This is a genomic window from Streptomyces sp. NPDC031340, from assembly GCF_055569945.1.
The window spans coordinates 7,071-30,721 of sequence record NZ_JBVIIE010000012.1 but is presented as its reverse complement, the minus strand read 5'-3'; the positions used below and the strand labels follow the sequence as shown (position 1 = coordinate 30,721).

18 protein-coding genes, 3 tRNA genes and 1 pseudogene are annotated in these 23,651 nt (G+C 72.6%); 11 read left to right on the top strand and 11 right to left on the bottom strand.

What is annotated here, in order from left to right; all coding sequences use genetic code 11:
- Positions 1-139 precede the first annotated feature (139 nt).
- Positions 140-1,075 (top strand): alpha/beta hydrolase family protein, encoded by a 936-nt coding sequence (locus ACZ5GT_RS11345; RefSeq protein ID WP_469019106.1) that lies wholly within the window; start codon positions 140-142, stop codon positions 1,073-1,075.
- A 31-nt stretch (positions 1,076-1,106) separates the two neighbouring features.
- Here ACZ5GT_RS11345 and ACZ5GT_RS11340 read toward each other — a convergent pair whose 3' ends face one another.
- Positions 1,107-3,254 carry a molybdopterin oxidoreductase family protein gene (locus tag ACZ5GT_RS11340; RefSeq protein ID WP_469019101.1) on the bottom strand — a complete coding sequence of 716 codons (2,148 nt, stop codon included), beginning with the start codon at positions 3,252-3,254 and terminating at the stop codon, positions 1,107-1,109.
- Positions 3,255-3,376: 122 nt separating this feature from the next.
- The gene (locus ACZ5GT_RS11335; protein ID WP_469019096.1) at positions 3,377-4,063 is read right to left on the bottom strand and encodes a SanA/YdcF family protein; all 687 of its coding nucleotides are present in this window, start codon (positions 4,061-4,063) and stop codon (positions 3,377-3,379) included.
- Positions 4,064-4,298: 235 nt separating this feature from the next.
- Between ACZ5GT_RS11335 and ACZ5GT_RS11330 the strand changes: the two are divergent.
- From ACZ5GT_RS11330 to ACZ5GT_RS11310, 5 genes and pseudogenes are all read left to right on the top strand, one after another.
- A pseudogene (locus ACZ5GT_RS11330) lies at positions 4,299-5,105 on the top strand (sirohydrochlorin chelatase); the annotation flags it as partial.
- Between the two features lie 269 nt (positions 5,106-5,374).
- Positions 5,375-6,697, top strand: coding sequence for a deoxyguanosinetriphosphate triphosphohydrolase (locus ACZ5GT_RS11325; protein WP_469019093.1), 1,323 nt, complete (start codon positions 5,375-5,377; stop codon positions 6,695-6,697).
- A gap of 136 nt (positions 6,698-6,833) precedes the next feature.
- Positions 6,834-8,096, top strand: a complete 1,263-nt coding sequence (locus tag ACZ5GT_RS11320) for an NAD(P)/FAD-dependent oxidoreductase (protein ID WP_469019089.1) — start codon at positions 6,834-6,836, stop codon at positions 8,094-8,096.
- A gap of 29 nt (positions 8,097-8,125) precedes the next feature.
- Positions 8,126-10,033, top strand: coding sequence for a DNA primase (gene dnaG / locus ACZ5GT_RS11315; protein ID WP_469019086.1), 1,908 nt, complete (start codon positions 8,126-8,128; stop codon positions 10,031-10,033).
- Between the two features lie 102 nt (positions 10,034-10,135).
- Positions 10,136-11,479 carry an RNA polymerase sigma factor gene (locus tag ACZ5GT_RS11310; RefSeq protein ID WP_469019083.1) on the top strand — a complete coding sequence of 448 codons (1,344 nt, stop codon included), beginning with the start codon at positions 10,136-10,138 and terminating at the stop codon, positions 11,477-11,479.
- Positions 11,480-11,551: 72 nt separating this feature from the next.
- Here the strand turns inward: ACZ5GT_RS11310 and ACZ5GT_RS11305 are convergent, their stop codons facing one another.
- The 4 genes from ACZ5GT_RS11305 to ACZ5GT_RS11290 all read right to left on the bottom strand — a co-directional run bounded on the left by ACZ5GT_RS11305 (position 11,552) and on the right by ACZ5GT_RS11290 (position 17,373).
- A complete protein-coding gene (locus ACZ5GT_RS11305) occupies positions 11,552-13,480 on the bottom strand; it encodes an ABC transporter ATP-binding protein (protein WP_469019080.1) in 1,929 nt (642 codons plus the stop codon).
- The gene (locus ACZ5GT_RS11300; protein ID WP_469019077.1) at positions 13,480-15,213 is read right to left on the bottom strand and encodes an ABC transporter ATP-binding protein; all 1,734 of its coding nucleotides are present in this window, start codon (positions 15,211-15,213) and stop codon (positions 13,480-13,482) included. Before ACZ5GT_RS11300 ends, ACZ5GT_RS11305 begins: the two co-directional genes overlap by 1 nt.
- A 120-nt stretch (positions 15,214-15,333) precedes the next feature.
- Positions 15,334-16,788 (bottom strand): FGGY family carbohydrate kinase, encoded by a 1,455-nt coding sequence (locus tag ACZ5GT_RS11295; RefSeq protein WP_469019074.1) that lies wholly within the window; start codon positions 16,786-16,788, stop codon positions 15,334-15,336.
- 279 nt (positions 16,789-17,067) lie between these two features.
- Positions 17,068-17,373 carry a YtxH domain-containing protein gene (locus ACZ5GT_RS11290; protein ID WP_469019070.1) on the bottom strand — a complete coding sequence of 102 codons (306 nt, stop codon included), beginning with the start codon at positions 17,371-17,373 and terminating at the stop codon, positions 17,068-17,070.
- Between the two features lie 160 nt (positions 17,374-17,533).
- Between ACZ5GT_RS11290 and ACZ5GT_RS11285 the strand changes: the two genes are divergently transcribed.
- From ACZ5GT_RS11285 to ACZ5GT_RS11275, 3 genes are all read left to right on the top strand, one after another.
- Positions 17,534-17,606 (top strand) — tRNA-Asn (locus ACZ5GT_RS11285).
- A gap of 5 nt (positions 17,607-17,611) precedes the next feature.
- Positions 17,612-17,684, top strand: a tRNA-Asn gene (locus ACZ5GT_RS11280).
- Between the two features lie 167 nt (positions 17,685-17,851).
- A tRNA-Ile gene (locus ACZ5GT_RS11275) sits at positions 17,852-17,925 on the top strand.
- A gap of 162 nt (positions 17,926-18,087) precedes the next feature.
- Here ACZ5GT_RS11275 and ACZ5GT_RS11270 read toward each other — a convergent pair.
- From ACZ5GT_RS11270 to ACZ5GT_RS11255, 4 genes are all read right to left on the bottom strand, one after another.
- On the bottom strand, positions 18,088-18,756 hold the full coding sequence (locus tag ACZ5GT_RS11270; RefSeq protein WP_469019661.1) for a response regulator: 669 nt from the start codon (positions 18,754-18,756) through the stop codon (positions 18,088-18,090).
- A gap of 5 nt (positions 18,757-18,761) precedes the next feature.
- Positions 18,762-19,952: a sensor histidine kinase gene (locus tag ACZ5GT_RS11265; protein ID WP_469019067.1), complete on the bottom strand. Its 1,191-nt coding sequence runs from the start codon at positions 19,950-19,952 to the stop codon at positions 18,762-18,764.
- Positions 19,949-20,788: a lysostaphin resistance A-like protein gene (locus ACZ5GT_RS11260; protein ID WP_469019064.1), complete on the bottom strand. Its 840-nt coding sequence runs from the start codon at positions 20,786-20,788 to the stop codon at positions 19,949-19,951. Before ACZ5GT_RS11260 ends, ACZ5GT_RS11265 begins: the two co-directional genes overlap by 4 nt.
- 149 nt (positions 20,789-20,937) lie before the next feature.
- Positions 20,938-21,645 (bottom strand): SDR family oxidoreductase, encoded by a 708-nt coding sequence (locus tag ACZ5GT_RS11255; RefSeq protein WP_469019061.1) that lies wholly within the window; start codon positions 21,643-21,645, stop codon positions 20,938-20,940.
- On the opposite strand from ACZ5GT_RS11255, the gene ACZ5GT_RS11250 reads away from it, so the two are divergent.
- Both ACZ5GT_RS11250 and ACZ5GT_RS11245 read left to right on the top strand, forming a co-directional pair.
- Positions 21,638-22,078 carry a MerR family transcriptional regulator gene (locus tag ACZ5GT_RS11250; RefSeq protein ID WP_469019058.1) on the top strand — a complete coding sequence of 147 codons (441 nt, stop codon included), beginning with the start codon at positions 21,638-21,640 and terminating at the stop codon, positions 22,076-22,078. The two genes, ACZ5GT_RS11255 and ACZ5GT_RS11250, sit on opposite strands and share 8 nt — an antisense overlap.
- Positions 22,079-22,213: 135 nt before the next feature.
- The gene (locus tag ACZ5GT_RS11245; RefSeq protein WP_469019052.1) at positions 22,214-23,452 is read left to right on the top strand and encodes a sensor histidine kinase; all 1,239 of its coding nucleotides are present in this window, start codon (positions 22,214-22,216) and stop codon (positions 23,450-23,452) included.
- Here the strand turns inward: ACZ5GT_RS11245 and ACZ5GT_RS11240 are convergent.
- A partial coding sequence (locus ACZ5GT_RS11240; RefSeq protein WP_469019049.1) for a hypothetical protein occupies positions 23,376-23,651 on the bottom strand: 276 nt, incomplete at its 5' end. The genes ACZ5GT_RS11245 and ACZ5GT_RS11240 overlap by 77 nt on opposite strands.

Sequence of the window (23,651 nt, the reverse complement as noted above, 5' to 3'; positions counted from 1 at the left end):
CTTTTCCCCTGAACACCGCTCGGGCTCTCGGGTGTGCCCGCGGCGGACCGGCCTACGGGCCGGAGTCCCAAAACACCCGGACAGCACGGAGACGTACCACCGGACATCACTGCTTCGTCCCCACAGAAAAGGTGATCTCGTGTTCCGTACACTCCTGCGGTCCTTGACCGCGCTGCTGCTGTGCGCGGCAGCAGCCTTCACCCTCGCACCGGCCGCCCACGCGTCGCAGGCAGCCGCCCCGGTCCTGGCTGCGGACCCCTCCACCACGGGCTCGTTCCCCGTCGCCTACACCGATCTCACCGTCTCCGCCTCGGGCCGCTCGTTCAGCGCACGTGTCTGGTACCCCGGCACGACGGCCGGGGCGGACGCGCCGGTCGCCGCCGGCGCCCACCCCGGACTCGCCTTCGGACACGGCTTCTTCCAGGCCATCACCCAGTACGAGAGCCTGCTCAAGCACTACGCCTCCTGGGGCATCATCACCGTCGCACCCAAGTCCCAGGGCGGTCTCTTCCCCAGCCACTCCGCGTTCGCCGACGACCTGAACGCGGCGCTCACCTGGCTCACCGCCCAGAACAGCACCACCGGCTCACGGTTCGCGGGCGCGGTCAGCACCGACCGGCTCGCCGTCTCGGGGCACTCCATGGGCGGCGGCGCCGCACTGCTCGCCGCGAGCCGGAACCCGGCCGTCAAGTCCGTCTCCACCCTCGCGGCGGCGGAGACCAACCCCTCGGCCGTCAGCGCCTCCAGCTCGCTGAGCATGCCGGTCCAGTACGTCGGAGGCAGCGCCGACACCGTCGCCGGCGTCGCCGACAACCAGCAGAAGATGTACGACGCCAAGCCGTCCGCCACCCAACTGCGCGTCATCACCGGCGGGTTCCACTGCGGCTTCGAGGACAGCTCCGGCTTCGGCTGTGACAGCGGAACCATCACCCGCGCCGCCCAGTTGAAACTGACCTACGGTGTCACGACCGCCTGGCTGCTCTACACCCTCGGCGTCGACTCCTCCCTGAACGACCAGGTGTGGGGCTCCGCGGCCCAGAACCTCGCCGGTGTGGTGTACTCCGCCAAGCCCTGACTCCGGCGCGCGACGGTGAGCGGTCGGCCCGTCACGGCCGCACCGCCTCCGTCGCCTCGACCGCCTCCACCCGCACCGCGCACACCTTGAACTCCGGCATCCGCGACGTCGGGTCGAGCGCCGGGTTGGTGAGGGTGTTGGCGCGGCCCTCGCCCGGCCAGTGGAACGGCATGAAGACGGTGTCCGGGCGGATCCCGGTCGTGATGCGGGCCGGCGCCACCGCGCGGCCCCGCCGCGACACCACCGCCACCGGGTCGCCCTCCACCGCCCCGAGCCGCGCCGCCAGCCGCGGGTGCAGCTCGACGAACGGGCCCGGCGCGGCGGCGTTCAGCTCGTCCACGCGGCGGGTCTGGGCGCCCGACTGGTACTGGGCGACGACCCGGCCGGTGGTCAGCAGCACGGGGTACTCGTCGTCCGGCTCCTCGGCGGCCGGCCGGTGCGACACGGGCACGAACCTCGCCCGGCCGTCGGCGGTGGCGAAGCGGTCCAGGAAGAGGCGGGGCGTGCCGGGGTGCGCGGCCGCCCCGTACTCGGCGGCCCCGTCCTCCTCGAGCGGGTCCGGGGAGGAGTCCCCTTCGGCCGGGCACGGCCAGAACACCCCGTTCTCCTCGGCCAGCCTGCGGTAGGTGATCCCGGAGTAGTCCGCGAGGCCGCCCGCGCTGGCCCGGCGCAGCTCCTCGAAGACCTCCTCGGGGTCGGTCGGGAAGCCCTTCTCCACGCCGAGCCGGGCGGCCAGTTCGTGCATGACCTCCAGGTCGCTGCGGACGCCGTCCGGCGGGCTGATCGCGCGCCGCCGCAACAGCACCCTGCCCTCCAGGCTGGTGGTGGTGCCGGTCTCCTCGGCCCACTGGGTGACGGGCAGGACCACGTCCGCGAGCGCCGCCGTCTCCGACAGGACGACGTCGCAGACGGCGAGGAAGCCGAGGGACCTGACGCGCTCCTCGACGTGCGCGGCCCGCGGCGCCGACACCACCGGGTTCGAGCCCATCAGCAGCAGCGACCGGATGTCCGTGCCCAGCGCGTCCAGCAGCTCGTAGGCGCTGCGTCCCGGTCCCGGCAGGCTGTCCGGGTCCACGCCCCACACCTCGGCCACGTGCCGCCGCGCCGCCGGGTCGTCCAGCTTGCGGTAGCCGGGCAACTGGTCGGCCTTCTGGCCGTGTTCGCGCCCGCCCTGCCCGTTGCCCTGCCCGGTCAGGCAGCCGTACCCGGACAGCGGGCGGCCCGCCCGGCCGGTCGCCAGGCACAGGTTGATCCACGCGCCCACCGTGTCGGTGCCCTTGGACTGCTGCTCGGGTCCGCGGGCGGTGAGCACCATCGCGGCCTCCGGCTCGCAGAACAGCCGTACGGTCTCCCGCAGTTGCGGCACGGACACGCCGGTGATCCGCTCCACGTACTCCGGCCAGTGCGCCATCGCCGCCGCCCGCGCCTCCTCCCAGCCGGCCGTCCGCTCCCGCACGTACGCCTCGTCCACCCGGCCCTCCGCCACCACCAGGTGCAGCAGGCCGAGCGCGAGGGCGAGATCGGTGCCGGGCCGGGGCGCGAGGTGCAGGTCGGCCTGCTCGGCGGTCTTCGTGCGGCGCGGGTCCACCACGATCAACGTGCCGCCGTTGTCGCGCAGTTCGCGGAAGAACCGCAGCGACGGCGGCATGGTCTCGGCGAGGTTGGAGCCGACCAGGATCACGCAGCCGGTCTTCGGGATGTCCTCCAGCGGGAACGGCAGCCCGCGGTCCAGGCCGAACGCCCTGGTGCCCGCGGCCGCCGCCGACGACATGCAGAAGCGCCCGTTGTAGTCGATCTGCGAGGTGCCCAGCACCACCCGCGCGAACTTGCCGAGCGCGTACGCCTTCTCGTTCGTCAGGCCGCCCCCGCCGAACACGCCGACCGCGTCCGGGCCGTGCTCGGCACGGGTGCGGCGCAGTTCCCCGGCGACCCGGTCCAGCGCCTCCTCCCAGGTGGCGGGCACCAGCGTGCCGCCGGAACGCACCAGCGGGGAGGTCAGGCGGACGCCCGCCCTCAGGACCGCCGGCGCCGTCCGCCCCTTGCCGCACAGCGCACCCCGGTTCACCGGGAAGTCCGCGCGCTCGCTGACCTCGACCGTGCCGTCCGGGGCCGGCGTCAGGTTCATCCCGCACTGCAGGGCGCAGTACGGGCAGTGGGTGGGCGTCGCGGAGTTCTGCATGCCGTTCAGCGTGCGCAGGCCGTGTTACGCGCCGTGCGGGTCCCGGTTACGCGGGCGGCACGGTGACCTCCCCGCGGTCCCGCGCCGGCCGTGAGGTGCGGAGGGGCGCGGAAACGGCCCCGTCACCGCGCCGCGGCCAGCGCCTTCGTCACGCCCGGTTCCTTCGGGCCGAGGAAACGGGGGTCCGGCTGGAACAGCGCGTCCAGGGCCGCCTTGCCCGCCGCGAAGACCTCGCGGGTGTTGCCGTAGTACCAGGTGGTGTCGTGCTTGGCGCCGACGCCGATGCCGTACGAGCGCACGCCCGCCGCCCGGCACAGCGCGACCGCGCGCCGGATGTGGAAGTCCTGGCTGATCAGCACCGCCCGGTCGACGCCGAAGATCTTCTTGGCGCGGACGCAGGAGTCCCAGGTGTCGAAGCCGGCGTAGTCGCTGACGATCCGGCCCGTCGGGACGCCGTGCTTCGTCAGGTACGCGCGCATGGCGTCGGGCTCGTCGTAGTCCTCGCGGCTGTTGTCGCCGGTGACGAGGACGACCTCGACGCGGCCCGCGCGGTACAGCGTCGCCGCCGCGTCCAGCCGGTGCGCGAGGTACGGGGACGGCTCGCCGTCCCACAGGCCCGCGCCGAAGACGACGGCGACCTCGGTGCGCGGCACGTCGGCCGTCGTGCGCAGCCCGTCGCCCGTCGTGACGTGCAGCCACGCCGCCGGGGCCAGCGCCAGCACGCACGCGGCCATCACGGCCCGCACCAGCCGCCGCTGCCCGGCACGCGTGCGGGGCAGGCGCGGTACGCGCAGCTTCGGTCGGCGCATCGTGCGGTCCTCTCCCGGACGTCGACGGTCCCCTGCCGGACGTCGTTCCCGACAGGGGAAGACGTCCGGCAGGAGCGTACGGTTCAGTCCACGGCGTGTGACCGCCTTCACGTCCGGGGCCGGAAAGCGCAGGTCACAGACGCTCACACACCCATGGCACCCCGGGTGAACCCCCGGAAAACCCCCGTCATTCCGGTGCAACGGCGGGGCAATGTCACGCCGCCACCATCGGTGCATGAACCGGAACGACAGCTTGCCCGCGAGCCGGCTCCGCCTCGTCTCCCCCTACGGCGGGCGGTGCCCCGACCCTCCCTCCGCGGCCCCCGCCCTGGTCGTCGTGGCGCACGGCAGCCGCGACCCGCGCGCGCTGCGCACCGTACGCGCGCTCCTCGACCGCGTCCGCGAGCTGCGCCCCGGCCTGCCCGTGCACCTGGGCCACATCGAACTGAACGAACCCCTGCTGCCCGACACGCTCGCCGCGCTCGGCGCGTACCGTTCGGCGGCGGTCTGCGTACCGCTCCTGCTCAGCCGTGGTCATCACGTCAAGAAGGACATCCCCGCGATGGCCGCCGCCGCACCGGCACGCACGCGCGTGGCCGTGGCGCTCGGCCCGCACCCCCTCCTGGCGGAGGCCCTGCACGACCGTCTGGCCGAGGCCGGCTGGCGCGCCCCCGCCGACGCGGCGGACCGCCGCTCCCGCGCCGTCGTGCTCGCCGCGGCCGGCTCCCGCGACCCCGAGTCCGCGGCGGACACGGGCCGCACCGCCCGGCTCCTCGCCGCACGCCTCGGCGTGCCCGTGATCCCCGCCTACGCCTCCGCGGCCGCCCCCACGGTCGCCGACGCCGTGCGCGCCCTGGCCGCCCGGGGCCGCCACCGCGTCGCCGTCGCCTCGTACTTCACCGCCCCCGGCCGCTTCGCCACGGAGTGCGCCGAGGCGGCGCCGTGGATCGTCTCGGCGCCCCTGGGCACGCACCCGGCGATGGCCCGTCTCCTCCTGCACCGCTACGACCAGGCCCTCGCCGCACCGGGCACCCGGCCGGAACCGGAGTTCGCCACGCCGGGCATCCAGCCGGAACCGGAGCTCGCCACCCCGGACACCCGGCCGGAACCGGGACTCGCCACCCCGGGCACCCGGCCGGAACCGGAGCTCGCCACCCCGGACACCCGGCCGGAACCGCAACTCACCGCACCCGCCACGCCGACGGCACCGGAACTCGCCCCGGCCTGACGCGCCGACGAAACGGAACTCACCCCAGCCTGAAACGGCCGCCGACGTCCCGAATGTCGGTGCCTGCCTCTACTGTCGGGTGCATGGAAGGCAGCACCGCAGCCCAGGCCCACGACCATCGCGTCCCGCCGCCCGAGAACCGCGTACCTCCCGCCGGATACGACGTGTCCGACGTGGAGCGCTGGGCCCCCGAACCCGACAAGCGCCCCGGCCGCACCGCCTTCCAGCGCGACCGCGCCCGCATCCTGCACAGCGCCGCGCTGCGCCGGCTGGCCGGCAAGACGCAGGTGGTCACGCCCGGCACCCGCAGCCTCGCCTGGGACGCCAGCCCCCGCACCCGCCTCACCCACTCCCTGGAGTGCGCGCAGGTCGGCCGCGAGCTGGGCGCCGCCCTGGGCTGCGACCCGGACCTCGTCGAGGCCGCCTGCCTCTCGCACGACCTGGGCCACCCGCCGTTCGGCCACAACGGCGAACAGGCGCTGAACGAGTTCGCCGAGGACTGCGGCGGCTTCGAGGGCAACGCCCAGTCGCTGCGGCTGCTGACCCGCATCGAGCCCAAGCGCTTCACCGCCGAGGGCTCCGTCGGCCTCAACCTCACCCGAGCCGCCCTCGACGCCGCCACCAAGTACCCGTGGCCGCGCGGCGCGCACCCCACCGACCCGGCGTCCCCGAAGTTCGGGGTGTACGAGGACGACCGGCCGGTGTTCGACTGGATCCGCAAGGAGACCCCCGGCACGCGGACGTGCTTCGAGGCGCAGGTGATGGACTGGGCCGACGACGTCGCCTACTCGGTGCACGACGTCGAGGACGGCCTGCACGCCGGGCACATCGACCCCGACAGCCTGCACGCGCGGCCCGAGCGGCAGGCGGTCTTCACGGTCGCCGTCGGCCGGTACGTGCCCGCGGACACCGACCCCGCCGAGCTGTCCGCCGCCCTCGACCGCCTCCAGGCCCAGGAGTGGTGGCCGCACCGCTACGACGGCTCCGCGGTGGCGCAGGCCCGTCTGAAGGACGCCACCAGCCAGCTCATCGGCCGTTTCTGCCTCGCCGCCGAGGGCGCCACGCGCGCGGCGTGGGGGAGCGGGCGGCTGACCCGGTACGGCGCCGAGCTCGTCGTACCGCGCGAGACCCGGATGGAGTGCGCGGTGCTGAAGGCGGTCGCCGACCGGTACGTGATGCAGCGGGCCGAGCAGGAGTTGCTGCGGGCCGACCAGCGGATCGTGATCGGCCGGCTCGCGGAGGCGCTCACCGCCCGCGCCCCGGACGGGCTGGATCCCCAGTTCCGGGCGCTGTTCGACCGGGCCCCGGACGACCGGGCCCGCAAGCGGGTGATCGTCGACCAGATCGCGTCGCTCACGGACGCCGCGGCCCGCTCGCTTCACGCCCGTCTGACGGGGCACCCGTGAGGGACCCCGGGGTCACATGGGATGCGGGCGCGCCCGAAAGTGACCCTCTGTGGCCTGATCGGGCCACTCCCCCTTCCCCCATCACGCTGCGTGCGGGAGGCTCGCATGTGGCGGCACCCCTACGAGGAGGCATCAAGTGGTCGACGCGGATCAGACATTCGTCATCGTGGGAGGCGGGCTCGCCGGCGCGAAGGCGGCGGAGACGCTCCGGGACGAGGGCTTCACCGGCCGCGTGATACTGATCTGCGACGAGCGCGACCACCCCTACGAGCGCCCTCCGCTGTCCAAGGGCTACCTGCTGGGCAAGGATGAGCGCGACAGCGTCTTCGTCCACGAGCCCGCCTGGTACGCGCGGCACGACGTCGAACTGCACCTCGGCCAGACCGTCGTCGCGATCGACCGGGACGCGAAGGCGGTCCGCCTCGGCGACGGCACGCTGGTCCGCTACGACAAGCTGCTGCTGGCCACCGGCGCCGAGCCGCGCCGCCTGGACATCCCCGGCACCGACCTGGCCGGCGTCCACCACCTGCGCCGGCTGGCCCACGCCGAGCGGCTCAAGGGGGTCCTCGCGGCCCTCGGCCGGGACAACGGCCACCTCGTGATCGCGGGCGCCGGCTGGATCGGCCTGGAGGTCGCCGCGGCGGCCCGCGAGTACGGCGCCGAGGTCACCGTCGTCGAGCCCGCGCAGACCCCGCTGCACGGCGTGCTCGGCCCCGAGCTGGGCAACCTGTTCGCCGAGCTGCACCGCGCGCACGGCGTCCGCTTCCAGTTCGGGCGGACCCTCACGGAGATCGTCGGGCAGGACGGCATGGTCCTCGCCGTCCGCACCGACGACGGCGAGGAGCACCCGGCGCACGACGTGCTCGCGGCGATCGGCGCGGCCCCGCGCACCGCCCTCGCGGAGGCGGCGGGCCTGGAGATCGCCGAGCGGGCGCACGGCGGCGGCATCGTGGTCGACGAGCGGCTGCGCACCTCCGACCCCGACATCCACGCGGCCGGCGACGTCGCCTCCTTCCCCCATCCCCTCTTCGGCACCCGGCTGCGCGTGGAGCACTGGGCCAACGCGCTCAACGGCGGCCCCGCGGCGGCCCGCGCGATGCTCGGCCGGGACATCGTGTACGACCGTGTGCCCTACTTCTTCTCCGACCAGTACGACCTCGGCATGGAGTACTCCGGCTGGGCGCCGCCGGGGTCGTACGACGAGGTGGTGATCCGCGGCGACGCGGGCAAGCGCGAGTTCATCGCCTTCTGGGTCAAGGAGGGCCGGGTGCTCGCCGGGATGAACGTCAACGTGTGGGACGTCACGGACACCGTCCAGCGGCTGATCCGGGCGAGGACACAGGTGAACACGGAGGCGCTGGCGGACCCGCACGTACCGCTGGAAAGCCTCGTCCCGTAGCTGTCGGTGCGCCGCCGTAGACTTCTGGCGTGGCTGGACGGATCAACGACGAGGACGTGAAGGCGGTACGGGACGCGGTCCCGATCGACGCCGTCGTGTCCGAGTACCTCCAGCTGCGCAACGCCGGCGGCGGCAACCTCAAGGGCCTGTGCCCCTTCCACGACGAGAAGTCCCCGTCCTTCCAGGTCAGCCCCAGCAAGGGCCTCTTCCACTGCTTCGGCTGCCAGGAGGGCGGCGACACCATCACGTTCGTAATGAAGGTCGACCACCTCTCCTTCTCCGAGGCGGTCGAGCGGCTCGCCGCCCAGGCCGGCATCACCCTGCGTTACGAGGAGGGCGGGTACAACCCCGCCCACCAGCGCGGCGAGCGGATCCGCCTGGTCGAGGCCCACAAGATCGCCGCCGACTGGTACGCGGAGCAGCTCGCCACCGGCCCGGAGGCCGACGCCGGCCGCACGTTCCTCGCCGAGCGCGGCTTCGACCAGGCCGCCGCCCAGCACTTCGGCGTCGGCTACAGCCCCCAGGGCTGGGACCACCTCACCCGCTACCTGCGCGGCAAGGGCTTCACCGACAAGGAACTGATCCTCTCCGGCCTCTCCCAGGAGGGCCGCCGCGGCCCCATCGACCGCTTCCGCGGCCGCCTGATGTGGCCGATCCGGGACATCGGCGGCGACGTCGTCGGCTTCGGCGCCCGCAAGCTGTACGAGGCGGACAACGGCCCGAAGTACCTCAACACCCCCGACACTGCCATCTACCGCAAGTCCCAGGTCCTGTACGGCATCGACCTCGCGAAGAAGGAGATCGCCAAGACCTCCCGCGCGGTCGTCGTCGAGGGCTACACCGACGTCATGGCCTGCCACCTCGCCGGCGTCACCACCGCCATCGCGACCTGCGGCACCGCCTTCGGCGGCGACCACATCAAGATCCTGCGCCGCCTGCTGATGGACAACGGCAGCGCGCGCGTGATCTTCACCTTCGACGGCGACGCGGCCGGCCAGAAGGCGGCCCTGCGCGCCTTCGAGGACGACCAGAAGTTCGCCGCCGAGACGTACATCGCCGTCGCCCCCGACGGCATGGACCCCTGCGATCTGCGCCTCGCCAAGGGCGACGAGGCGGTCGCCGACCTGGTCGAGCCCCGAACCCCGCTCTTCGAGTTCGCGCTCCGCCAGATCGTCGTCCGCTACGACCTGGACACCCCGGCGGGCCGCGCCGCCGCCCTCGACGAGGCCGCCCCGATCGTCGCCCGCATCAAGAACACCGGCGCCCAGCACGAGGTCGCCGTGCAGCTGGCCGGCATGCTCGGCATCCTCGACACGCAGTTCGTGGTCAAGCGGGTGGCCCAGCTGGCCCGTTGGGCCCGCGAGCGCGGCGGCGCCCCGGCCCCGGGCCCGGGCCAGGCGCGCGGCCCCCGGCAGTACGAGGCCGCTCCCCGCCCGACCGGCGGCGGCCCCGCGCTCAACCTCCGCAACCCGGTCTACGCCACCGAACGGGAACTGCTCAAACTCGCCCTCCAGCGTCCGGACCTGGTCGCCCCGGCCTTCGACGCGTACGGCGTCGACGAGTTCACCGCGGCGCCGTACGCGGCCGTGCGCCAGACCGTCCTCGACGCGGGCGGCGCGGAGTACGGCGTGCAGGACCCGCAGGAGTACCTGGTCCGGGTCCGTGAGGCGGCGCCCGACGACACGGTCCGCGCCATGGTGACGGAGCTGGCGGTCGAGGCGATCATGCGCAGGACCGTCGACGAGGTGTACGCCGGCACCGTGCTGGTGACGGTCCGCCGCCGCGCCGTGGAGCGCCGCATCCGCGACATCCAGTCCCAGCTGGCCCGGCTGGCCGCGGGCGGGGACCCGGCCCACCTGGCGGCCGTGCAGAACGAGCTGTGGGTGCTCCAGCAGTACGACCAGGCACTGCGCGAGCACGGAGCCGCCGCTCTGTGAGCCGTCCGCCCGGCACGGTCACCGGGCGGTCACCGGCCGGACGCAAAAAGTCATCGCACGCCCCTCGGCGCGGCGATGTGTCTTACTCCACACTGGGTTCCGGTGCCTGAGTCCTCGGAGCGCGGCCGATCCGTCCCTCGCGGGTCCACGACCCCCGCGGCTTTGCTCATCGCGTACGGGACGGACAGCGGCGAGGCCGCCGACTCCGCCCCCGACGTACCGCTGCCGCACACCTCAGCAGCGATCACCCTGGAGGTCGCCCCCGTGCAGACCCGGACCCTCACCCATACCGACGTCAGTACGGACGGCACGGAAGCGGACCCGGAGACCGACGTGCTCGCCGCGGTCCCCCCGCAGATCCGTGCCGTGCACCCCCTCCCGGCGGACCCGGACGGCCCGCCCGCCGAAGAACTCGAGACCGCCGACCCTCCCGAACCCGCCGAACCCGCCGAGAACCCCGAATCCGACGAGCCCGACGAGCCCGTCGAAGCCGTCGAGGCGCCCGAGCCGTCGCGTGTCCGCGCCGACACCGGCAGCCCCTCCTCGGACCTGTTCCGCCAGTACCTGCGCGAGATCGGCCGCGTCCCGCTGCTCACCGCCGCCGAGGAGGTGGAACTCGCCCGCCGCGTCGAGGCGGGCCTGTTCGCCGAGGAGAAGCTGAGCAACACGCCCGACCTGGACAGCGAGCTCGCCCTGGACCTCGACCGCCTCGTCGTCATGGGCCGCATGGCCAAGCGCCGCCTCATCGAGGCCAACCTGCGGCTCGTGGTGTCGGTGGCCAAGCGGTACGTCGGACGCGGCCTGACCATGCTCGACCTGGTGCAGGAGGGCAACCTCGGCCTCATCAGGGCCGTGGAGAAGTTCGACTACGCCCGCGGCTACAAGTTCTCCACCTACGCCACCTGGTGGATCCGCCAGGCCATGTCCCGCGCCCTCGCCGACCAGGCCCGCACCATCCGCGTCCCGGTCCACGTCGTCGAACTCATCAACCGCGTCGTCCGCGTCCAGCGGCGGATGCTCCAGGAGCGCGGCTACGAGCCCACCGCCGACGAGGTCGCCGCCGACCTCGACCTGCCGCCCGAGCGGGTCGGCGAGGTGCTGCGGCTGGCCCAGGAACCGGTCTCCCTGCACGCCCCCGTCGGCGAGGAGGACGACGTGGCGCTCGGCGACCTGATCGAGGACGGCGACGCCGCCTCCCCCGTGGAGTCGGCGGCGTTCCTGCTGCTGCGCGAACACCTCGAAGCGGTGCTCTCCACGCTCGGCGAACGCGAGCGCAAGGTGGTGCAGTTGCGCTACGGGCTGGCCGACGGGCGTCCGCGCACCCTGGAGGAGATCGGCCGCATCTTCGGCGTGACGCGGGAGCGGATACGGCAGATCGAGTCCAAGACCCTCAACAAGCTCCGCGACCACGCCTTCGCCGACCAGCTGCGGGGCTACCTGGACTGAGACGGGGCCGCCCGGAACGAAGCCCGGCACGAAGCCCGGAACGCCCGAGCGGCCCCGCACAACCGCCGAGCCTCAGTCCACCTCGGCGACCGCCTGCGCGAACTGTGCCTTGTACAGCCGCGCGTAGGCGCCGTCGGCCGCCAACAGCTCGGCGTGGGTGCCCTGTTCGACTATCGCGCCGTTCTCCATCACCAGGATCGTGTCCGCGTCCCGGATGGTGGAGAGCCGGTGCGCGATCACGAACGAGGTCCGCCCGTCCGCCAGTTTGGCCATCGCCTTCTGGATCAGCACCTCGGTGCGGGTGTCCACGGAGCTGGTGGCCTCGTCCAGCACCAGGATCGTCGGGTCGGACAGGAACGCCCGGGCGATGGTGATCAGCTGCTTCTCACCCGCGCTGACGCCCGAGCCCTCGTCGTCGATCACGGTGTCGTAGCCGTCGGGCAGGGTGCGCACGAAACGGTCGGCGTGGGCCGCCCGCGCCGCCTCCTCGATCTCGCCGCGGGTCACCTCGCGGGAGGCGCCGTAGGCGATGTTCTCCGCGATGGTGCCGCCGAACAGCCAGGTGTCCTGCAGCACCATGCCGATGTGCGCCCGCAGTTCGTCCCGGGACATCCGCGCTATGTCGACGCCGTCGAGGGTGATGCGCCCGCCGGAGACCTCGTAGAACCGCATGAGCAGGTTCACCAGCGTCGTCTTGCCGGCGCCGGTGGGGCCGACGATGGCGACCGTGTGCCCGGGCTCCACCTTCAGCGACAGGCCCTCGATGAGCGGCTTGTCCGGGTCGTAGCGGAAGGACACGTCCTCCAGCGCGACCCGCCCGCGCAGCTCGGCCGGCTTCTCGGCCGGCACCGGATCCGCCTCCTGCTCCTCCGCGTCCAGGAGTTCGAAGATCCGCTCGGCCGACGCCACGCCGGACTGCACCAGGTTCGCCATGGAGGCGACCTGCGTCAGCGGCATCGAGAACTGCCGCGAGTACTGGATGAACGCCTGCACGTCACCGATCGACAGCGCGCCCGACGCCACCCGCAGCCCGCCCACGACCGCGACCAGCACGTAGTTGATGTTCGACACGAACATCATCAGCGGCTGCATGATCCCGCTGTTGAACTGCGCCCGGAAACCGGCCTCGTACAGCGCGTCGTTCTGCTCGGCGAACTGCTTCGCCGACTCCTCCTGCCGGCCGAACACCTTCACCAGCGTGTGCCCGGTGTACATCTCCTCGACGTGCGCGTTCAGCTTGCCGGTGGAGCGCCACTGCTGCACGAAGTGCGGCTGCGAGCGCTTGCCGACCCGGGTGGCGACGACGAACGACAGCGGCACGGTCACCAGCGCCACCAGCGCCAGCAGCCAGGAGACGTAGAACATCATCGCCAGCACGCCGATGATGGTCAGCAGCGAGTTGATGAGCTGGCCCATCGACTGCTGCAGCGTCTGGCCGATGTTGTCGATGTCGTTGGTCGCCCGGCTGAGCACCTCGCCGCGCTGCCGCTTGTCGAAATACGACAGCGGCAGCCGCGACAGCTTCGTCTGCACGTCCTCCCGCAGCCGGTACATCGTCCGGTTGACGGCCCGGTTCACCAGCCGGGTCGCCACCGCCATCAGCAGACCGGCCGCCAGGAACGTGCACAGCGCGAGCAGCAGCACGCTGCCGACCGCGCCGAAGTCGATGCCCTTGCCCGGCGTGAAGTCGGTGCCGCGCAGCATGTCGGCGATGTCGCCCTGGCCGCGCTCCCGCATGGAGTCGAGGACCTGCTGCTTCGACACCCCGGACGGCATCTTCCGTCCGATGATCCCGCCGAAGACCAGGTCGGTGGCCCGGCCGAGGATCTTCGGCCCGACCACGTTCAGGCCGACGCTGAAGACCACGCAGGCCAGCAGCGCGTAGATGGTCAGCCGTTCCGGTCTGAACTGGGCGACGAGCCGTTTGCCCGACCCCTTGAAGTCCATCGAGCGCTGATCGGGGCCGCCCCCGGCCATCATCCGCCCCATAGCGCTGGCCATCAGGCAGCCTCCGCTTCCGTCAGCTGGGAGAGCACGATCTCCCGGTAGGTCTCGTTGCCGGACATCAGCTCGTGGTGGCGGCCCGTGCCGACGACCCGCCCCTCGTCGAGGACGACGATCCGGTCGGCGTCGCGGATGGTCGCCACCCGCTGCGCGACGATCACCACGGTCGCCTCGGCGGTCTCCTGGGCCAGCGCCGCGCGCAGGGCCGCGTCGGTCGCGTAGTCGAGCGCGGAGAACGAGTCGTCGAACAGGTAGATCTCCGGGCGCTGCACCAGCGTGCGGGCGATCGCCAGCCGCTGGCGCTGACCGCCGGAGACGTTGGTGCCGCCCTGCGCGATCGGCGCGTCCAGGCCGCCCTCCAGCCCGCTCACGAAGTCCTTGGCCTGCGCCACCTCCAGCGCGTGCCACAGCTCCTCGTCGGTGGCGTCCGGGTTGCCGTAGCGCAGGTTGGTCGCGACGGTGCCGGCGAACAGGTACGGCTTCTGCGGCACCAGCCCGACGGTCTTGGCCAGCAGCTTCGGCTCCAGCTCGGACACGTCGGTGCCGTCGACGAGCACCTGGCCCTCGGTGGCGTCGAACAGCCGGGGGACCAGCCCGAGCAGCGTGGACTTGCCGCTGCCGGTCGAACCGATCACGGCCGTCACCTCGCCGGGCCGGGCCACCAGGTCGATCGCCTTGAGCACCGGCTCCTCCGCGCCCGGGTAGCGGAAGCCCGCGCCGCGGATCTCCAGATGGCCGTGCCGGCGCAGCTCGGTGACCGGCGCCGTCGGCGGGACCACGCTGGAGGAGGTGTCCAGCACCTCCTGGATGCGCTCGGCGCACACCTCCGCGCGCGGCACCATCATGAACATGAAGGTGGCCATCATCACGGACATCACGATCTGCATCAGATAGGCGAGGAACGCCGTCAGGTCGCCGATCTGCATGCCGCCGCTGTCGATGCGGTGCGCGCCGAACCACACCACCGCGATCGACGACAGGTTCACCGTCGTCATGACCACCGGGAACATCAGCGCGAGCAGGTTGCCCGTCTTCAGCGACATCTCGGTCAGGTCCGCGTTGGCCTTCCCGAAGCGCCGCTGCTCGTACTCGTCCCGGACGAAGGCACGGATGACGCGGTTGCCGGTGATCTGCTCGCGCAGCACCCGGTTGACCGTGTCGAGGCGCACCTGCATGGCCCGGAACAGCGGCCGCAGCCGCCGCACGATCAGCGTGACGCAGATCCCCAGCACCGGCACGACGGCGACCAGCACGCCCGACAGCGGCACGTCCAGGCCGAGCGCCAGCACGATGCCGCCCACGCACATGATCGGCGCGGACACCATCAGCGTGAACGTCATCAGGGCCAGCATCTGGACCTGCTGCACGTCGTTGGTCGTGCGGGTGATCAGCGAGGGCGCGCCGAAGTGGCCCACCTCCCGCGCCGAGAACGACTGCACGCGGTCGAACACGGCGCCCCGGACGTCCCGGCCGAGCGCCGAGGCGGTGCGGGCGCCGTAGTACACGGCGCCGATGTTGCACACCACCTGGGCCAGCGAGATGCCGATCATCAGGGCACCGAAGGAGAGGATGTAGCCCGTGTCCCCCTTGACGACACCGTTGTCGATGATGTGGGCGTTCAGCGTCGGCAGGTAGAGCGTGGCGCACGTCTGCAGGAACTGCAGCAGCACCAGCAGGGCGATGGGTTTCTTGTAGGGCCTCAAATAGGCCCGCAGAAGTCGTATGAGCACGCTGCGTCTCTCGGAGTCGGCGTCGTCGGGTGGAGCGGGCGTGTGCCCGAGGCTCCTATCGTCGGACACTCCACCCGTGTTACCTCAACCGATTAAGCCGTCAGGGCGTGTTGCGCCGCCTCACGGGCGAAAGGCGCCCGGATGGGTCTGGTCCCGCACCGACACGAACTGCTGCCGCACCGCCTGCCCCACCGCCAGATCGTCCCCGGGTTCGAGGATCTGCGCCGCCGCGCCCTGCCAGGCCGGCGGGGTGCGCGGGTCGAGGGCGCCCTGTGACACGCCGAGCGCCCAGGCGGCCTGCCGGGCGGCGCCGATCGCCGCGTAGTCCGCGGGCTGCGGCACGGCGATCTGCGCGCCGAACAGCGACGGCGCCACGGCCTGCACGGCGGGCAGCGCGGCGGCCGCCCCCAGCAGGAACACCCGCCGCACCTCCACCCCGCGGCCGCGCAGCACGTCCAGCGCGTCGGCGAGCCCGCACAGCATGCCCTCGAACGCGGCCCGCGCGAGGTGCTCCGGCTTCATCGACTCGCGCCTGAGGCCCGCCAGCGTCCCGGCGGTGTGCGGCAGGTTCGGCGTCCGCTCGCCCTCCAGATACGGCAGCAGCACCAGCCCGTGCGAGCCGGGCGTGGACTTCATCGCCAGCTCCGACAGACTCTCCAGGTCCGCCAGCCCGAGCAGTTCGGCGGTACCGCGCAGCGCCCGTACGGCGTTCAGGGTGGTCACGACCGGCAGGTGCAGGCCGGTCGCGTCGGCCAGCGCGGTGATCATCCCGGCGCCGTCGACGAGGGCCTCGTGGTGGACGGCCATGACGGAACCGGAGGCGCCGAGCGACACCACCGCGTCGCCGAGCCCGATCCCGAGCCCGAAGGCGGCGGCCATGGTCTCCCCGGTCCCGGCGGAGATCAGCAGCCCCTCGGGGGTGGTGCCGGCCGCGTCCGCCGGGCCGATCACCTCGGGCAGCATGACCTGGTGCCCGAGCGCCAGCTCGACCAGGTCGGGGCGGTAGCCGCCGGTGGCCGCCGACCAGTAGCCGGTCCCCGAGGCCCCACCGCGGTCGGTGGTCCGCCGGACCGGCCGCCCCAGCAGCTGCCACACCAGCCAGTCGTGGGCCTGCATGAGGACCGCGGTGCGCAGGGCGGCGTCGGGTTCGCTCTTGGCGAGCCAGCGCAGCTTCGTCACCGGGTGCGCGGCCTGCGGCACGCTCCCCACCGCGTGCGCCCACGCCTCCCGCCCGCCGAGGGCGTCGATCAGGTCGGCCGCCGCGACCTGCGTCCGCTTGTCCCCGCCCACCATCGCCGGGCGCACCGTGTTGCCCTGCGCGTCCAGCGGCACGACCGCGTTCTGCTGCGCCGATACGCCGATGGCCTGCACGCCTTCCAGCAGCCCGCCGCCGGCCGCCTCTCCCAGGGACAGCAGCCAGGCCTGCGGGTCGACGTCCGCGGGCCGCCCGCCGCCCTCGACGGCCTCGATCGGATGCGGCGCATAGCCCTGCCTCAGCACGGCCCCCGTGTCCGTGTCACAGACGACGATGCGAGTGAAAGCGGGTGAACTGTCCAACCCGGCGACTATCCCCATGGCCGGAATTCTGCCGCACCGCCGCGGCTGCTCGACCCGCGGTGCGCCACGGGGACACGAGGGCGGCCCGGGCGCGGCGGCCGCGGACCCGTCCTGGCTGGTGGGCGCGGCTTCCCGTCGCCCTCCGGGCCGCGCGGGTCTCCGCGCGCGGGTCTCAGCGTCCGTTCGGGCCGCGCGGGTCTCCGCGCCTACCGGGCCTCAGGGACTGTCCGGCGGATCATGCCGCACCTGGGCCGGAAGGTGCCGCCGGTCTCCTCCGGCCTGATCCGCCGGCAGGCGCTAGGTGGCGCTGGTGCCCCAGTCGTCGGCCGCCGCGGTGCCGGCGTTGCGGTCACGCAGCGAGCGGACCCGCTCGGCGACGGAGTCGGGGACGCGGTCGCCGACCTTCTCGCTCACCGCCTGGTACGCCTTGCCCGCGAACTGGCGGCCCTGCTGCGCCGCCGACTCCGCCGTGTTGCGGACCGCCGGGTTCTGCGCGATCTGGCGTGCGGACTTCTTCAGCTGCTCGTAGCGTTCGCGTCCGGCCTTGGTGCCCAGGACGTAACCCAGAGCCAGCCCGACGACGAACGTGAGCTTGTAGCGCATGGCGGCCAGCCTTCCCTCGTGTGGTCTTCGGTGCGGCGTCGGTGCCGGGGTGGGGAACCGATTGGCGGAGCACCCCCCTGCTTGCGCTAATGTATGTGTCGCAGCGAGCGTCCGCCCCCTGGCGAATACCCAGGTCGGCACGTTCGATGCAACGAGGCATTCCTCCGTAGCTCAATTGGCAGAGCAGCCGGCTGTTAACCGGCAGGTTACTGGTTCGAGTCCAGTCGGGGGAGCTCGGTCCTCCGTAGCTCAATTGGCAGAGCAGCCGGCTGTTAACCGGCAGGTTACTGGTTCGAGTCCAGTCGGGGGAGCATGCTGAACGAGGACCCCTGCGGGGTCCTTTTTCATGTTCGGCGCAGCAGCGCAGGCCGCGGCGCGGTCCCCACGGGCGGCGAAGTCGACCACCCGAGGCAGGAGATCGTATGAGCGGCTATGCTGCGGCAGACGGCGCGCACACATGTACGCGACACGCCGTTATGGGGCGGTAGCTCAGCCGGTTAGAGCAGCGGACTCATAATCCGTCGGCCGTGGGTTCGAGTCCCACCCGCCCCACCGTGCACTACGCGGGCAGACCTGCCCGACCAGCGAAGACAGCGAGGCCCCCGCTCCCGCGGGGGCCTTTTCGCGCGGCAGGACCGTTTGCGGCGAGATCGTCGGCCCGGCCAGTGTCCGGCCAGCGCCCGGCCGGCGTTCGGTCGGAGTGAGAACCGGCCCTCAGGTCACCAGGCCCTGGCGGTAGGCGTAGACGACGGCCTGGACGCGGTCGCGCAGTCCCAGCTTGGCGAGGATGCGGGAGACGAAGGTCTTGACGGTCTCCGGGCTGATCACGAGGGCCGCGGCGATCTCGCTGTTGGAGAGGCCGTCCGCGATCAGCCGCAGCACCTCCAGCTCGCGCGGGGTCAGCGGGACGCCGGGCGGGGTGCCGCCGCCGTCGGCGGGGCGGATCCGGGCGGCGTAGCGGCCCACGAGCTGCCGGGTCACCTCGGGGTCCAGCAGGGCCGCGCCGGTGGCCACGGTCCGGATACCGTGCAGCAGCCGGTCCGGCGGCGCGTCCTTGAGCAGGAAGCCGCTGGCGCCCGCGCGCAGCGCCTCGTAGACGTACTCGTCCAGGTTGAACGTGGTCACCACGAGCACCTTCACCGGATGCGGCACTCCTGCACCGGCCAGCAGCCGGGTGGCCTCGATGCCGTCGAGGACCGGCATCCGGACGTCCATCACCACGACGTCCGGGCGCACCCGGCCGGCCAGGTCGACCGCGGCCTGCCCGTCCCCGCACTCGCCCGCCACTTCCAGGTCGGGCTGGGCGTCGATGATCGTCGCCAGCCCGGTGCGCACCAGCACCTGGTCGTCGCAGACCAGGACCCGGATCGGTGCCGTGCCCACGCCGCTCACGCCGGGCTCCCCACCGGTATCCGGGCCCGGACGACGAACCCGCTTCCCGCCTCCCGGCCCGCGCTGAACTCGCCGCCCAGCACCGCCACGCGTTCCCGGAGACCGGCCAGGCCCCGTCCGCTCCCGCCGGGCGACGCCGTGGCCGGGCCGGAGCCGTCCGTGCCGACCTTCACCGAGATCTCCTTCTCGCCGTACCGGACCTGGACCGAAGTGGGGCTGCCATGGGCGTACTTGAGGGCGTTGGTCAGGGCCTCCTGCACCACCCGGTAGGCCACCAGGTCGGCGCTGCCGGCCGACTCGGCCGGCGTGCCCTCCTCGGCGAACTCCACCGGCTGCCCGGCCCGGCGGGTCTGTTCCACCAGCGTGCGCAGCCGGCCGGCCGACGGTGTCCTGTCGGTGCCGGTGCCGGTGCCGGTGCCGGTGCCAGTGCCGGTGCTGTGGTCGGGGTTGAGCAGGTCGAGCAGATGGCGCAGGTCGGAGATGGCCCGCCGCCCGGTGTCGGAGACGTGGGTCAGGGTCTGGTCGAGGCGGTCCGGCGCGGCCGTCAGATACCGGGCCGCCTCCGCCTGCACGACCATCGCCGTCACATGATGGGTCACCACATCGTGCAGCTCGCGGGCGATCCGGGTGCGCTCGGCGGTCCGGGTCTCCTCGGCGACGCGCCGCCGGCGGTCGGCCTCCGCGGCCCGGGTGGAGCGCAGCCACGCCCCGACGCCCCAGGCGAGGACCAGCGCCAGATAGAACGTCACGAACCCGCTCGCCTTCTCGCCCCCCGACCCCAGCCGGTGCAGTGCGACCGCCAACGGCACGTAGGCCACGGAGAACAGGAGCGCGGCGGGCCGCCGGTGCCGTTCCAGATGGGCGCCGGTGCTGATCAGGGCGATCGGCAGCGCGGTGCTCGCGAGCGAGTGGTAGCCGCGCAACTGGTCGACGGCGAAGCCGAGACAGACCAGGGCGAGGGAGACGGCCGGCCAGCGCCGACGCACGGCGAGCGGCAGGCACTCCAGGCCGAGCATCGCGATGGCCGCCGCGTCGAAGGGGCGGGTCGGCAGGTCCCCGACCTGCGTCCCCTTGTCGTGCAGCACCGGCAGGAACGACCCGGCCAGCAGCAGCAGTCCGAGCGGCAGATCCCGGACCGTGACGTCGAGCCGGTGCCACCATCCGGGCGGCTGCCGAGGACTGATCATCGGGGCAGTGTAGCGACGGCGCCGGCCTGGACACCCCGGCGCCGGCGCGGCAGCAGATGCCCCCGCCGCTCGGCCAGCCACAGGAACGCGGCCGTCACCAGCAGCCCGAACAGCACCGAGTACACGCTCGCCTCCGGCCCGAACTGCCCGCCCGTGACGAGCTGGGAGCCCGAGGTGGTGGCGTCCAGCAGCCCCTTCTGGGCTCCGCCGTTGCCGGAGACCTCGGTGCCGAAGACGCCGGACTCGGCGAAGTTCCAGCCGAAGTGCAGGCCGATCGGCAGCCAGAGGGTGCGGGTGGCGGCGTACGCGGCGCCGAGCATGCCGCCGGCCTCGATCGCGATGGCGAGGGCGCCCCACAAGGTCGCGTCCTTGTTGAACAGATGCATCATTCCGAACAGCATCCCGGTCGACACCAGCGCGACCCAGGTCCCGGTGCGTTCCTCGACGATCCGGAACAGCACGCCCCGGAACAGCAGTTCCTCCGTCACCGCGGCGGCGGCCATGAACCCGACGACCCCCGTCGCGCCCGTCACCGACCCCGCCCCGTGGACGGTGTAGTCCCCGAGGAAGGCGATGTTCCCGATGACGCACGCGAAGGTGCCCCCGCCTATGAGCGCCCCCCGTCCGAACGCCGCCCGGGCGCCGTCCCGCCCCACCTCGGTGCTCGGCCGCCGTTCGGTCCGCCGTACCACCCAGCCGTAGACCAGCACCGCGAGCACGGCCGTCAGCAGGCCGAGGACCAGGGTGAGCAACCAGTTCCCCTGCACCGCGGCGACGCACTGCGCCCCGACGGCGGCGACCGCCGCGACGGCCAGGAACTGCCAGACCAGCCTCATGATGACTCCCTCACAGGATCCGCGGCCCGGGTGCCGCGGCTGGCCCGAACGCTACGGATCGGCCGCCCGCGAATCGTCACCGCTCAGTGGACACCTGCGCGTAGCTCGCACGGGGGACACCCCGGACCGGCCGCCGGGAGACGTCGCGGTCAGGAGTTCAGCAACTGGTGCAACTGCTTGTCGAACTCCCGCGGGTCCCGGCTCAACGATGCCTTGACCATTTCGGTGAACTCGTCGACCACCACCTCGACGGCGCCGGCCTCGACGCCGTCGAGGGTGATCCGGGCGACCTCGGCCGGGTCCGTCTTGGGCACGTCGTAGCCCTTCATCATGTCGGTGTCAGCCGCCCCGAGATGCACCGAGGTGACGAGCGTGCCCTGACCGGCCAGCTCCTGGCGCAGCGCTTGACTCATGCTCCAGACGGCTGCCTTCGAGACCGCGTAGGCGCTGCTGCCGGGGAAGACGAACCATGATGCCGAAGAAGCCATGTTCACCATCGCGCCCCCGCCGTTCGCCGCGAGGACCGGTGCGAAGGCGCGGGCCATCGACAGCGTGCCCCAGAAGTTGACGTTCAGTGCGGCATGGACCGCCTGAAGGTCGCCGAGCAGGGTGCCGCCTCCGATGCCGGCATTGTTGACCAGCAGGTTCACATCGCCCGCCGTGCGGGCTGCGGCTGTGACGGCGTCCGGGTCGGAGATGTCCAGGGCGAGGACCTCGACGCCGTCGAGATCGACGGACTCGGGACGACGGGCGGTCGCGTAGACCTTGGCGCCTCGCTCGACGAGCTGGGCGGCGAGGTGGCGGCCGATGCCGCGGTTGGCTCCGGTGACGAGCGCGGTGGCTCCGTTGATGTCCATGAGACGTACGCTAGAACCTCACGTCGACGTGAGGATCAAGCCCGGAGTGACGGAAGGTGTCATGCGTATCGGAGAGGTGGCCGAACGCGCTGGAGTCAGCGTCCGTGCGATGAGGTACTACGAAGAGCAGGGGCTCGTCATCGCCGACCGCAGCCCCGCCGGCCACCGGCGGTACCCCGAGTCCGCCGTGGAACGGGTGAAGTTCATCCAGCTCCTCTACGCGGCCGGTCTGGCCAGTAAGGCGATCCGGCAGATCCTTCCGTTCCTGGACACGCTCGTCGCCACCCCGCGGATGACACGCCGGCTCATGGACGAGCGTGCCCGTATCAGGGGCCAGATCGACGCCCTGACCAGGGCGCACGATCGACTCGATGAGCTGATCCGCCTCTCGGCCGAGTACGAGAAGGCCCCGGCTACCTGCTCGGCGACGTAGCTGACGACCTTCCCCAGGCCGGGCCGCGATGGGTGACGTTGCCGTTCCGGGCCGTCATCCGGCCTGCGGATTAAGCGAGTTGGGGCAAGCCCCGGGGCCGGTGCCCTGGCGTCCGGCTGCCGTAGCCTGGCGGCCATGGTGCGTGGTTTTCCGCTTCGGCCGTGGATGCACACGGCCTACGACGTCGCCGTCGCGGGGGTGGTGGCCTGTTCGGCCTCCTACTACGCGGAGGGGTACGACCAGGCGATCGGCTGGGCGATGGCGCTGACGCTGGTGTTCCGGCGGCGGCGGCCGATGGCCGTGCTGGGTGTGGTGTCGGCGCTGGCGTTGCTCCAGTACCTGCTGGCCGTCGTTCCGGACGTGGCCCGGGCGGGTGCGCCGACGGGCTACGACATGGCCGTCCTGGTGGCGATGGTGTCGGTGGTCACCCACGCCCGCGCCATGTGGCAGGTCTACACCGCCGGCGCGGTGGTCGTGATCGGCGTGGTGCTGGGGTTCGGCGGAGTCGAAAGCCTGTTCACGCCAGGTGCGGCGTCGATGGAATTCGTGCCGTTCGTGGCGTTCCTCGGTATCTGCGTGGCGGTGTGGCTGACGGCCGTGGTGCTGCGGACCCGGCGGCTGTACGCGGCCGGCCTGGAGGAGAAGGCCGCCGCGGAGGAGCGGGAGCGGCGGCATCTGGCGCGGCTCGCCGCGGCCGAGGAGCGGGCGGAGATCGCCCGGGAACTGCACGACGTGGTGGCCCACAGCCTGGCGGTGATGATCCTCCAGGCCGACGCGGTCGGCTACGTGCTCAAGACCGACCCGGACAAGGCCGGTACGGCGTTGCAGACCATCGCCGCCACCGGCCGGGACGCGCTGGAGGACATGCACCGGATCGTGCGCGTCCTGCGCGCGGGCCGGGCTCCGGGCGACGGCGAGGAGGAGGGGCCCGAGCTGGGCGACGGCCGGCGCCGGGCGTCGCTGGCCGGTCTGGAGACCCTGGTGGAACGGGCCCGTACGGCCGGACTGCTGGTGACCCTGACGGTCCACGGCGACCGGGACCGGTTGCCGACCGCGGACCAGCTGACGGTGTTCCGGGTCGTCCAGGAGTGCCTGACCAACGCGTTGCGGCATGCCGGCCCCGGCGCGGAGGTCGCCGTCACGCTGAGCTGTGAGGAGGACGTCGTGCACATCGAGGTGTCCGACGACGGAGGCGGCCGGCTGGGGGCGCCCGCGCCCGCCGGAGCGGAGGGCGTGGCCGGCGGCGGCAACGGCCTGGTGGGCATGCGTGAGCGGGTGGAGGTGTCCGGTGGTCGTTTCACCGCCGGACCGCGCCTCGGCGCCGGATGGCGGGTCGAAGCGGACCTTCCGACGAAGGCGGTGGCGGCGACGTGAAGCGGGGGAGCACGGACATGAACACGGACCCGAGCGGGGACCGGAGGACCGGCCCGAGGACGGACATGGGCACGGATCCGAGTACGGATCCGAGTACGGACCCGAGTACGGATCCGAGTACGGATCCGAGTACGGATCCGAGTACGGATCCGAGTACGGATCCGAGTACGGATCCGAGTACGGATCCGAGTACGGATCC

What these genes read in the sequence shown, in the direction of transcription:
- ACZ5GT_RS11265 (WP_469019067.1), bottom strand. Translation starts at nt 19,952, where the DNA reads ATGATCAGTCCTCGGCAGCCGCCCGGATGGTGGCACCGGCTCGACGTC.
- ACZ5GT_RS11255 (WP_469019061.1), bottom strand. Translation starts at nt 21,645, where the DNA reads ATGGACATCAACGGAGCCACCGCGCTCGTCACCGGAGCCAACCGCGGC.
- ACZ5GT_RS11305 (WP_469019080.1), bottom strand. Translation starts at nt 13,480, where the DNA reads ATGGCCAGCGCTATGGGGCGGATGATGGCCGGGGGCGGCCCCGATCAG.
- ACZ5GT_RS11260 (WP_469019064.1), bottom strand. Translation starts at nt 20,788, where the DNA reads ATGAGGCTGGTCTGGCAGTTCCTGGCCGTCGCGGCGGTCGCCGCCGTC.
- ACZ5GT_RS11245 (WP_469019052.1), top strand. Translation starts at nt 22,214, where the DNA reads ATGGTGCGTGGTTTTCCGCTTCGGCCGTGGATGCACACGGCCTACGAC.
- ACZ5GT_RS11250 (WP_469019058.1), top strand. Translation starts at nt 21,638, where the DNA reads ATGTCCATGAGACGTACGCTAGAACCTCACGTCGACGTGAGGATCAAG.
- ACZ5GT_RS11295 (WP_469019074.1), bottom strand. Translation starts at nt 16,788, where the DNA reads ATGGGGATAGTCGCCGGGTTGGACAGTTCACCCGCTTTCACTCGCATC.
- ACZ5GT_RS11290 (WP_469019070.1), bottom strand. Translation starts at nt 17,373, where the DNA reads ATGCGCTACAAGCTCACGTTCGTCGTCGGGCTGGCTCTGGGTTACGTC.
- ACZ5GT_RS11325 (WP_469019093.1), top strand. Translation starts at nt 5,375, where the DNA reads ATGGAAGGCAGCACCGCAGCCCAGGCCCACGACCATCGCGTCCCGCCG.
- ACZ5GT_RS11335 (WP_469019096.1), bottom strand. Translation starts at nt 4,063, where the DNA reads ATGCGCCGACCGAAGCTGCGCGTACCGCGCCTGCCCCGCACGCGTGCC.
- ACZ5GT_RS11340 (WP_469019101.1), bottom strand. Translation starts at nt 3,254, where the DNA reads ATGCAGAACTCCGCGACGCCCACCCACTGCCCGTACTGCGCCCTGCAG.